Consider the following 10,026-nt stretch of genomic DNA (forward strand, 5'->3'; position numbering starts at 1 on the left):
CGCTTGGCGGTGTCGGCGGGCATAGGGCGGGGCTACGATTGCGGTCCGGAGCCTTCGCTCCGGACTTCCCCTTCGTCATCCTCGTACGCCTTCGGCTCCCTACGGATTCCCTCGGGCGCATCTACACGCCCCGCCCTATGCCCGCCGACACCGCCAAGCGCTCACGTTGAGGTATTGCTTCGGTCGCTGGGGAGGGCGGTGTGCTTGGCATGGTAGCCACGATCAGAGTGGGTGTGGAGGAGGGTGCGGTGCCCGCTTCGTGCCGGCCGCGCGGGCGGCCTTACGAAGCTTACGCGTCGTCTTGCGGAATGCGATGCCGCTAGCGCGTGTGGGTGGGAGTGCGGGTTTTCAGGGGCGGACGCTGCTGGTTTTTGGTGCAGCGTCGAGGGGGGCTGAGGTTCATCGTCGGCGTTGTTTTCAATGACGAAATGGTGCCCAGGTTCATCGTCGGCGCTGTTCCCAACGATGAAATGGCGCTCAACCCACACAGGCCTTCTAGCGGCGCGGTTACCGTGACGTTCCTCGCTACCGCGCAGCGCCGGATGGGCGGCGCGCGCGGGGGTGTACATGCGCAAGCCGGTGCCAGCCGCGCCGCCCATCACCGCCCCTCCCCCCTGACTGCGGACCCACTAGAAAACCGATCCCCACCCGCGCGAAGCGCACCCTCCAGCATAGTCAGCAACATGAATGCCAAACGTGGCCGCCCGCGCGGCCGCGGCTTGGCGACCCTGTAGATTCCATTCCCTGACCACAGGTCCAGCAACGCGACAATTCTCGAAACCGGTAGCTCGTCGGGCAGGGCTTCGTGGCGGCGGGCAACCTCGATGCGCCCGACGGAATCCGAAGGGAGCCGAAGGCGGACGAGGATGAGGATGGGGGAGTCCGGCGCCCGCGCGCCGGACCGCAATCGTGGGCGCCCGCCGCCACGAAGCCCTGCCCGACGAGCGGCCTACGAAGCGACACTCCCCCGCTAGCAACCAAAACCCCCGGAACTCCTCCCAAGTCCCGTCCCCATTTCCCCTAAACGTTTCCCCCATTTGCGATCCTCCCCAACCAGGTATATATTTCAAGCCTAAACTATCAAGACCTAAAAAGCCGCGACCAGGCCCCCCTACGCAAGGCCCGAAAGTCGCCCTTCATGGAGCATTACGGCAATGAAAATAGTCTGCATTGGTGGGGGTCCCGCCGGCCTGTATTTCGGTCTGCTCATGAAGTTGCAGAATCCCGCCAACGAAGTCACCGTCATCGAGCGCAACCGCCCGTATGACACCTTTGGTTGGGGCGTCGTGTTCTCCGATGCCACCATGCAGAACCTGCGCGAAGCCGATCCGGTTTCCGCCCAGACCATTGGCGATGCGTTCAATCATTGGGACGACATCGACATTCACTTCAAGGGCCGCAGCATCCGCAGCGGCGGCCACGGTTTCATCGGCATTGGCCGGAAAAAGCTGTTGAACATCCTGCAGGCGCGTTGTGAAGACGTTGGCGTCAAACTCGTGTTCGAGAACTTCGTCCAGGACGACCAGGCCATCGCCCGCGAATACGACGCCGATCTCGTCATTGCCTCCGACGGCATCAACAGCCAGATCCGTACCCGTTACACCGATACCTTCCATCCCGACATCGACCAGCGCCGTTGCCGCTTCGTCTGGCTAGGCACCAAGAAAGTCTTCGACGCCTTCACCTTCGCCTTCGTTCAGACCGAGCATGGCTGGTTCCAGGCGCATGCCTACCGGTATGAAGACGGCATGTCGACCTTCATCGTCGAAACGCCCGAAGAAACCTGGCAGGCCGCCGGCATCGAGCAGATGAGCCAGGAAGAGGGTATCGCCTATTGCGAAAAGCTGTTCGCGCCCTGGCTGGATGGCAACGCCCTCATCAGCAATGCCTCGCACCTGCGCGGCTCGGCCATCTGGATCCGTTTCCCGCGCGTCATCTGCAACACCTGGGTCCACTGGAACCCGCTCGAGACCAGCCGTGGCAAGCGCTCCGTGCCTGTCGTGCTGATGGGCGATGCCGCCCATACCGCCCACTTCTCCATCGGCTCCGGCACCAAGCTCGCGCTGGAAGACGCTATTGAATTGGCGCGTTGTCTGAGCGGCGCCGAAGGCAGCGTCGAGCGCGGCCTGAAACACTACGAAGAAGTGCGCAGCGTCGAAGTCCTGAAAATCCAGAACGCGGCCCGCAACTCCACCGAGTGGTTCGAAAACGTCGAACGTTATGCCGAGCTCGAGCCCGAACAATTCGCCTACTCGCTGCTGACCCGTTCGCAGCGCATCTCGCACGAAAACCTGCGCCTGCGCGATCCGGCCTGGCTCGAAGGCTTCGAGCGCTGGATCGCCGAGCATGCCGGCACGCCTGCGCCGGCTGGCCAGCGGCCGCCGCTGCCCATGCTCACGCCCTACCAGGCGCGCGGCGTGCGGCTCAAGAACCGCATCCTGGTGTCGCCCATGGCCATGTACTCGTGCATCGACGGCGTGCCGGGCGACTTCCATCTGGTGCACCTGGGCGCCCGCGCCATGGGCGGCGCAGGCCTGGTCATGGTCGAAATGACCTGCGTGTCGCCCGACGCCCGCATCACCCCGGGGTGCCCGGGCCTGTGGAACGACGCGCAGCAGCAGGCCTTTGCCCGCATCGTCGGTTTCGTCCATGGCAACAGCGACGCCCGCATTGGCGTGCAGATCGGCCATGCCGGCCGCAAGGGTTCCACCCAGCTTGGCTGGCAGAAGATCGACCATCCGCTGGCCGAAGGCAACTGGCCGCTGCTGTCCGCGTCGGCCTTGCCCTACATCGAAGGCGTCTCGCAGATCCCACGCGCCATGACGCGCGCCGACATGGATCAAGTGCGCGACAACTTCGTGGCCGCCGCCCGCCGCGCCCAGGCCGCCGGTTTCGACTGGCTGGAACTGCATTGCGCCCACGGCTACCTCTTGTCCAGCTTCATCTCCCCGCTGACCAACCTGCGCGACGACGAATACGGCGGCAGCCTCGAAAACCGCCTGCGCTTCCCGTTGGAAGTGTTCCATGCAGTGCGCGCCGTCTGGCCCGAAGACAAGCCCATGTCGGTGCGTATTTCGGCGAGTGACTGGGTCGAAGGCGGCATCACCGCCGATGATGCCGTCGAGATCGCGCGCCACTTCAAGGCCGCCGGCGCCGACATGATCGACTGCTCGTCGGGCCAGGTCAGCAAGGAAGAAAAGCCCGTCTACGGCCGCATGTTCCAGACTCCGTTCGCCGACCGCGTGCGCAACGAAGCCGGCATCCCCACCATCGCGGTGGGCGCCATCTTCGAGGCCGACCACGCCAACGGCATCATCGCCTCGGGCCGCGCCGACCTGTGCGCGCTGGCGCGCCCGCACCTGGCCGATGCGTCGTGGACCCTGCGCGAAGCGGCCCGCGTGGGCTACCGTGACGTCGCCTGGCCCAGCCAGTATTTCGCCGGCAAGCGCCAGCTGGAAACCAACTTCGAACGCGCCGCCGCCATGGCGCAACTGGACATCAAATGAGCACGCCCGCACTTCCCCTGGCAGGCCGCCACGCCCTGGTGACGGGCGGAGCCCGTGGCATCGGCCTGGCCAGCGCCCGCGCGTTGCTGGCGCGGGGGGCGCGCGTCACGCTGCTGGGGCGCGACGGCGGCGCGCTGGAAGCCGCCGTCGACAGCCTGGCCAGCCTGGGCCAGGTGCAGGCGGTCAGCGCCGACATTGCCGACGAAGCCTCGGTGCGCCAGGCCTTCGCGCAGGCCGAAGCCGAACTGGGCCCGGTGCTGGTGCTGGTCAACAACGCCGGTCAGGCCGTCAGCCAGCGCTTTGACCGCACCGACGCCGCACTGTGGCAGTCGATGCTGGCCGTCAACCTGACCGGCACCTTCCACTGCATCCAGGCCGCGCTGCCCGGCATGCTGGCCGCCAAGTGGGGCCGCGTGATCAACGTGGCCAGCACCGCCGGCCTGATCGGCTATGCCTACGTCAGCGCCTACTGCGCGGCCAAGCACGGCGTGATCGGCCTGACCCGCTCGCTGGCGCTGGAAACCGCCCAGAAGGGCGTCACCATCAACGCCGTCTGCCCCGGTTACACCGAAACCGACATCGTGCGTGGCGCCGTGGCCAATATCGTCGACAAGACCGGCATGACGCCGCAAGCCGCCCGGGCCAAGCTGGCCGAGCGCAACCCGCAGGGCCGCCTGGTGCAGCCCGAGGAAGTGGCCGAGACGGTCGCCTGGCTGGCCTTGCCGGCCTCGGCGTCGATCAACGGCCAGGCCATCGCCGTGGACGGCGGTGAAGTGATGACCGGCTGAGCCGGCGCCCCATTGCAGCAATCACGAACGGAGACACCATGAGCACGCAGCCCGAAGAGCACACCATGAAGCACCACAAGCGTCCGCTGGCCGGTTATCAGGCCAGGACGTTCCTGTGGCAGGTGTCGGCCGACGGCAAGACCGGCACCATCACGCTCAACCGCCCCGAGCGCAAGAATCCGCTGACCTTCGATTCCTACGCCGAGCTGCGCGACTTGTTCCGCGCGCTGGTGTACGCGACCGACATCAAGGTGGTGGTGGTGACCGGCGCCGGCGGCAATTTCTGCTCGGGCGGCGACGTGCACGAGATCATCGGGCCGCTCACCAAGATGAGCATGCCCGAACTGCTGGACTTCACCCGCATGACCGGCGACCTGGTCAAGGCCATGCGCGCCTGCCCGCAACCCATCGTGGCCGCCGTGGACGGCATCTGCGCCGGCGCGGGCGCGATGGTGGCGCTGGCTTCCGACATGCGCCTGGGCACGCCGGCCGCGCGCACCGCCTTCCTGTTCACGCGGGTGGGGCTGGCGGGCGCCGACATGGGCGCCTGCACACTGCTGCCGCGCATGATCGGCCAGGGCCGTGCGTCCGAACTGCTGTACACCGGCCGCGCCATGACCGCCGAAGAGGGCGCCAGCTGGGGCTTCTTCAACGCGCTGCATGAGTCCGGCGAACTTATGGAAGCGGCCGCCAAGCTGGCGGCGCAGCTGGCCGCGGGCCCCACCTTTGCCCATGGCGTGACCAAGAAGCTGCTGCACCAGGAATGGAACATGGGCGTGGACGAGGCGATCGAAGCCGAAGCCGAAGCCCAGGCCATCTGCATGCAGACGCGCGATTTCCATCGTGCCTACGAGGCCTTCGTGGCCAAGCAAAAGCCGGTGTTCGAGGGGAACTGACCATGCGCGACGCAAGCTGGCTGGACTGGCCTTTTTTTGACGAAACCCATCGCCAATTGGCGCATAAGGTCGATGCCTGGTGCGAAAGCGCCTTGGACGACGTGGACCACCATGACGCCGATGCCGCCTGCAAGAAGCTGGTCAAGGCCCTGGGCCAGGCCGGTTGGCTGCGCTACGCGGTGGCGGGCGGCCCGGGCGGAGCCTGGGGCGGAGCGCTGCCGGAGGTCGATTCGCGCGCGGTCTGCATCCTGCGTGAAACCTTGGCGCGCCACGAAGGCCTGGCCGACTTCGCCTTCGCCATGCAAGGCCTGGGTAGCGGCGCGATTTCGCTGATGGGTTCTGACGAATTGCGCCAGCGCTACCTGCCGCGCGTGGCTCGCGGCGAGGCCATCGCCGCCTTTGCCCTGTCCGAACCCGATGCCGGTTCCGACGTGGCCGCGCTGGCCTGCGAGGCCCGCCTGGATGGCGACGCCTATGTGCTGAACGGCGCCAAGACCTGGATTTCCAACGGCGGCATCGCCGACTTCTACTGCGTCTTCGCCCGCACCGGCGAGGCGCCGGGCGCACGCGGCATCAGCGCCTTCGTGGTGGATGCCGACACCCCGGGCTTCGAGGTCTCGGAGCGCATCGAGCTGATCGCGCCGCACCCGCTGGCCACCATCACGTTCGACAACTGCCGCATCCCGGTCTCGCACCGGCTGGGCGACGCGGGGCAGGGCTTCAAGCTGGCCATGATGACGCTGGACATCTTCCGCGCCTCGGTGGCCGCCGCCGCGCTGGGCTTTGCCCGCCGGGCGCTGGATGAAGGCCTGGCGCGCTCGAAGTCGCGCCGCATGTTCGGCCAGACCCTGGCCGACCTGCAACTGACCCAGGCCGCGCTGGGCGACATGGCCACCGCCATCGACGCCTCGGCGCTGTTGACCTATCGCGCCGCCTGGATGCGCGATGTGCAGAAAGTACGCACCACGCGCGAAGCGGCCATGGCCAAGATGACGGCCACGGAATCGGCGCAGACCGTGATCGACCGCGCGCTGCAGATGTTCGGCGGCGCGGGCGTGGTGTCGGGGATGCCGGTGGAGAAGCTTTACAGGGAAATCAGAGCGCTGCGTATCTACGAAGGCGCCACCGAAGTGCAGAAGTTGATCATCGCCCGCGAACTGTTGAAAGCGTAAAGGGGCCATCGAGCCTTTCGCGTTCAGCACAGTCAACCACACCGCAGCAGCAAGGGGAATTTCATGGAAGTATCCGCCCACATCGACACCTTTGCCCGGGACAATCTGCCCCCGGGCGAACAATGGCCCGAGTTCCTGCTGGACGGCCCCGACGTGGCCTATCCCAAGCGCTTCAATTGCGCCGTGGAGCTGGTGGACGCCATGGTCGAACGCGGCCACGGCGAGCGCATCGCGCTGCGCTGGCCGCAGGACGGCAAGCAGGCCACCATGACCTATCGCGAGCTGGCCGCGCTGACCAACCGCATCGCCCGGGTGCTGGCCGAGGACATGAAGCTGGTGCCGGGCAACCGCCTGTTGCTGCGCGGCCCGAACAACCCGATGATGGCCGCCGCCTGGCTGGCCGCTATCAAGGCCGGCCTCGTGACGGTGCCGACCATGCCGCTGCTGCGCGCCAAAGAGCTCAAGCAGATCATCGAAAAGGCGCAGATCCAGGCGGTGCTGTGCGACGCGCGCCTGAAGGACGAGGCGCAGTTCTGCGCCCAGCCCGGCCATGAGCACCACTGCGCCGAGCTGGCGCAGATCATGTATTTCAACGACACCGCGCCCGACGCGCTGGACGCGCTGGCCGCGGCCAAGCCGGATGACTTTGCCGCCTGCGATACCGCCGCCGACGACGTGTGCCTGATCGCCTTCACCAGCGGCACCACCGGCGCGCCCAAGGGCTGCATGCACTTTCACCGCGACGTGCTGGCGATGTGCGACCTGTTCCCCAAGCACGTCATCAAGCCGGGTCCGGACGACATCTTCTGCGGCACGCCGCCGCTGGCCTTCACCTTTGGCCTGGGCGGCCTGCTGTGTTTCCCGCTGCGCGTGGGCGCCAGCACCGTGCTGGCCGAACGCCTGACGCCGGAAAGCCTGCTGCAGCTGATCCAGGACTTCCGCGCCACTATCGTCTTCACCGCGCCCACGTTCTACCGCCAGATGTCGGCGCTGGTCGGCAAGTTCGACTTGTCGTCGTTGAAAAAGAGCGTATCGGCCGGCGAGGCGCTGCCCGACGCCACTCGCCAGCTCTGGAAGCAAGCGAGCGGCATCGAGATGATCGACGGCATCGGCGGCACGGAAATGATCCACGTGTTCGTCTCCAGCCCGCCCGAGTCGGTGCGCCGCGGCGCCATCGGTCGTGTGGTGCCGGGCTATATCGCGCAGATCGTGGATGACGACATGAACCCGGTGCCCAATGGCACGGTCGGCCGCCTGGCGATCAAGGGCCCCACCGGCTGCCGCTACCTGGCCGACGAGCGCCAGCGCCGCTTTGTGCAAAAGGGCTGGAACCTGCCGGGCGATACGTTCCTGCAGGACGATGACGGCTATCTGTTCTACCAGGCCCGCAACGACGACATGATCGTGTCCGCCGGCTACAACATCGCCGGCCCCGAGGTCGAGGACGCGCTGCTGCGCCACGAGGCCGTGGCCGAGTGCGGGGTGGTGGGCGCGGCCGACGAAGAGCGCGGCCAGCTGGTCAAGGCGTTCGTGGTGCTCAAGCCGGGCTTCGAGCCCGGCGACGCGATGGTCGCGGCGTTGCAGCAGTTCGTCAAGGCCAGCATCGCACCCTACAAGTATCCCCGCGCCATCGAATTCGTTTCGGCGCTGCCGCGCACCGAAACGGGCAAGCTGCAGCGCTTTGCGCTGCGCAAGATGGCGTGAACCGGCAATAAGGAAATCTCATGGCAGCCCCTTTCATCAGCCAGGTCGAAGTCCGCTTCCGTCATTGCGATCCGGCGGGCATCGTTTTCTATCCTCGCTATTTCGAGATGATCAATGACTTTGTCGAAGAGTGGTTCGACAAGGGCATGGGCTTGCCGTTCCACGCGCTGCACGTGGATCGTCATATCGGCACGCCGATGGCGTCGGTGACGTGCGATTTCAGCGCGCCCAGCCGCTGGCACGAGCAACTGCGCCAGACGCTGCAGGTGCAGCGGATCGGCGGCGCGTCGTTCAAGGCGCTGGTGCGTTTCGAGGGACCGGACGGCCAACTGCGGCTGTCGGCGACGCTGACGATCGTGACGGTGGATCTGCGGACGATGAAGTCGATGCCGTTGCCGGACGATTTGCGTGAACGGATGCTGGCTTATCAGGTCGCCGCGGACTGAGTCCGCGCGTTTTGTTTTTTTGATAATAGGATGAGACGTTATGAAGATTCTGCAACCGCCGGATTGGATGGCGCCGCGGGGCTATTCGAATGGGATCCTGACCGAGATGACGGTGGGGAGCAAGCTGGTGTTCGTGGGGGGGCAGGTCGGCTGGAACGGGCAGCAGCAGTTCGAGTCGGATGATCTGGCCGATCAGGTCCGGCAGACGTTGGCCAATATCGTCGCGATTTTGGCCGAGGGTGGCGCTAAGCCTGAGCATATTGTGCGGATGACTTGGTATGTGACCGACAAGGATGCTTATGTGGCGGCTTATCCGGAGATCGGGAAGCACTATCGGGAGCTGATCGGGCGGCATTTTCCTGCTATGACGGCGGTGGAAGTGGCGGATCTGGTTGAGGACCGGGCGAAAGTCGAGATCGAGGTTACTGCTGTGGTTCCGGGGTAGGTTGTTGTTGCTCGTTGCGGGATGGGTTCTTAAGTCGCGCGTGGCGGTGTCGATGAGGCTTAGCGGCGGACGCTGGGGCGGTCGGTGTGCTTGGCATATTGGCCACGATCAGAGTGGGGGTGGAGGAGGGTGCGGTGCCCGCTTCGTGCCGGCCGCGCTGGCGGCCTTACGAAGCTTACGCGGCGTCTTGCGGGCGCCGATGTCGCTCTCGCGTGTTGGTGATGATGCTGTTTTCTAGCGTGTGACGGCAATAGATCAGAAGACCGCTGAGGGCAATAGGTCAGCAGCCTGCCGCAGCGGCACTCCGATGAAAATCCAGCCAATCGAGGCCGCCCATCACCGCCCGACCCCCACGACGTGCGGACCAATAGCAAACAACTCTCCACCCGCGCGAAGCGCATCCGCCGCACAGTCAACAACACCAATGCCAAACGTGGCCGCCCGCGCGGCCGCGGCTTGGCGACCCCGTAGATTCCATTCCCTGACCACAGGTCTAGCAGCGCCACAAACCCAGACACACGTAGCCGCAAGGGGCGACCTACGAAGTACTGACCGACGCACAAAGCCCTGCCCGACAAGCGATCTACGAAGAACAATAGACGCCAAGGAGACGTTCAGCTTCGATGTTGAAACGTATCTCTCGGCAGTTCCCCGAAACGTTCCCGGTAGTACTCCGAGAATCTGCCCAGGTGGCTGATGCCGACGGAGATGGCCACTTCCGTCACGCTGGTACAGGAGCCTTCCAACAGGCGTTCTCTTGCTGCGTCCAGCCGCAGTGTTCTCAAGGCGTGCATGGGTGTCGTCCCACGGTGTTCCTGGAACAGCCGTGTCAGCGCGCTGGCGCTGGCACCTGCGCCTTTGGCTATCTCTGTCAGTGTCAGTGGGGCAGACAGATGCCGTTTCATGTACGACTCGGCTTGCGCCAAGCGGCGGGGTTGGGCGGGGGTCTGGCCTGCCTCGCGTTGCCACGTGTTCGGCTGGTTGTACAGCAGGTGCAGCACCAGCGTGTCTTCCAGGTGTTCCAGCCAGGCGGCGGGGGGCTTGGGGGCGCCGTCGTCCAGGGTGGGGA

Annotated in this window: 8 protein-coding genes; 7 read left to right on the forward strand and 1 reads right to left on the reverse strand. The window is 65.8% G+C overall.

Going from position 1 to position 10,026, the window contains the following annotated elements; genetic code table 11:
• Positions 1 to 1,154: 1,154 nt before the first annotated feature.
• From A9974_RS14105 to A9974_RS14135, 7 genes are all read left to right on the forward strand, one after another.
• Positions 1,155 to 3,506, forward strand: coding sequence for a bifunctional salicylyl-CoA 5-hydroxylase/oxidoreductase (locus tag A9974_RS14105; protein ID WP_183004797.1), 2,352 nt, complete (start codon positions 1,155 to 1,157; stop codon positions 3,504 to 3,506).
• Complete coding sequence (locus A9974_RS14110) at positions 3,503 to 4,294, forward strand: SDR family NAD(P)-dependent oxidoreductase (protein WP_183004798.1); 792 nt, start codon at positions 3,503 to 3,505, stop codon at positions 4,292 to 4,294. Before A9974_RS14105 ends, A9974_RS14110 begins: the two co-directional genes overlap by 4 nt.
• A gap of 38 nt (positions 4,295 to 4,332) precedes the next feature.
• Positions 4,333 to 5,190 carry an enoyl-CoA hydratase family protein gene (locus tag A9974_RS14115; protein WP_183004799.1) on the forward strand — a complete coding sequence of 286 codons (858 nt, stop codon included), beginning with the start codon at positions 4,333 to 4,335 and terminating at the stop codon, positions 5,188 to 5,190.
• A gap of 2 nt (positions 5,191 to 5,192) precedes the next feature.
• Positions 5,193 to 6,362, forward strand: coding sequence for an acyl-CoA dehydrogenase family protein (locus A9974_RS14120; protein ID WP_183004800.1), 1,170 nt, complete (start codon positions 5,193 to 5,195; stop codon positions 6,360 to 6,362).
• A 63-nt stretch (positions 6,363 to 6,425) separates the two neighbouring features.
• Positions 6,426 to 8,066, forward strand: a complete 1,641-nt coding sequence (locus A9974_RS14125) for an AMP-binding protein (RefSeq protein WP_183004801.1) — start codon at positions 6,426 to 6,428, stop codon at positions 8,064 to 8,066.
• Between the two features lie 20 nt (positions 8,067 to 8,086).
• Positions 8,087 to 8,512 (forward strand): thioesterase family protein, encoded by a 426-nt coding sequence (locus A9974_RS14130; RefSeq protein WP_183004802.1) that lies wholly within the window; start codon positions 8,087 to 8,089, stop codon positions 8,510 to 8,512.
• A 40-nt stretch (positions 8,513 to 8,552) separates the two neighbouring features.
• Complete coding sequence (locus A9974_RS14135; RefSeq protein ID WP_175193439.1) at positions 8,553 to 8,957, forward strand: RidA family protein; 405 nt, start codon at positions 8,553 to 8,555, stop codon at positions 8,955 to 8,957.
• Positions 8,958 to 9,571: 614 nt separating this feature from the next.
• Here the strand turns inward: A9974_RS14135 and A9974_RS14140 are convergent.
• The coding region (locus A9974_RS14140) for a helix-turn-helix domain-containing protein (protein ID WP_183004803.1) at positions 9,572 to 10,026 on the reverse strand (455 nt) is incomplete at its 5' end.

The organism is Achromobacter sp. UMC71 (assembly GCF_014170305.1).
In the GTDB taxonomy this organism is placed as follows: domain Bacteria; phylum Pseudomonadota; class Gammaproteobacteria; order Burkholderiales; family Burkholderiaceae_B; genus Achromobacter.

Bases quoted from the DNA above. Each gene is read 5' to 3' on its own strand.
- A9974_RS14120 (WP_183004800.1), top strand. From the start codon at position 5,193: ATGCGCGACGCAAGCTGGCTGGACTGGCCTTTTTTTGACGAAACCCAT.
- A9974_RS14105 (WP_183004797.1), top strand. From the start codon at position 1,155: ATGAAAATAGTCTGCATTGGTGGGGGTCCCGCCGGCCTGTATTTCGGT.
- A9974_RS14135 (WP_175193439.1), top strand. From the start codon at position 8,553: ATGAAGATTCTGCAACCGCCGGATTGGATGGCGCCGCGGGGCTATTCG.
- A9974_RS14125 (WP_183004801.1), top strand. From the start codon at position 6,426: ATGGAAGTATCCGCCCACATCGACACCTTTGCCCGGGACAATCTGCCC.
- A9974_RS14130 (WP_183004802.1), top strand. From the start codon at position 8,087: ATGGCAGCCCCTTTCATCAGCCAGGTCGAAGTCCGCTTCCGTCATTGC.
- A9974_RS14110 (WP_183004798.1), top strand. From the start codon at position 3,503: ATGAGCACGCCCGCACTTCCCCTGGCAGGCCGCCACGCCCTGGTGACG.
- A9974_RS14115 (WP_183004799.1), top strand. From the start codon at position 4,333: ATGAGCACGCAGCCCGAAGAGCACACCATGAAGCACCACAAGCGTCCG.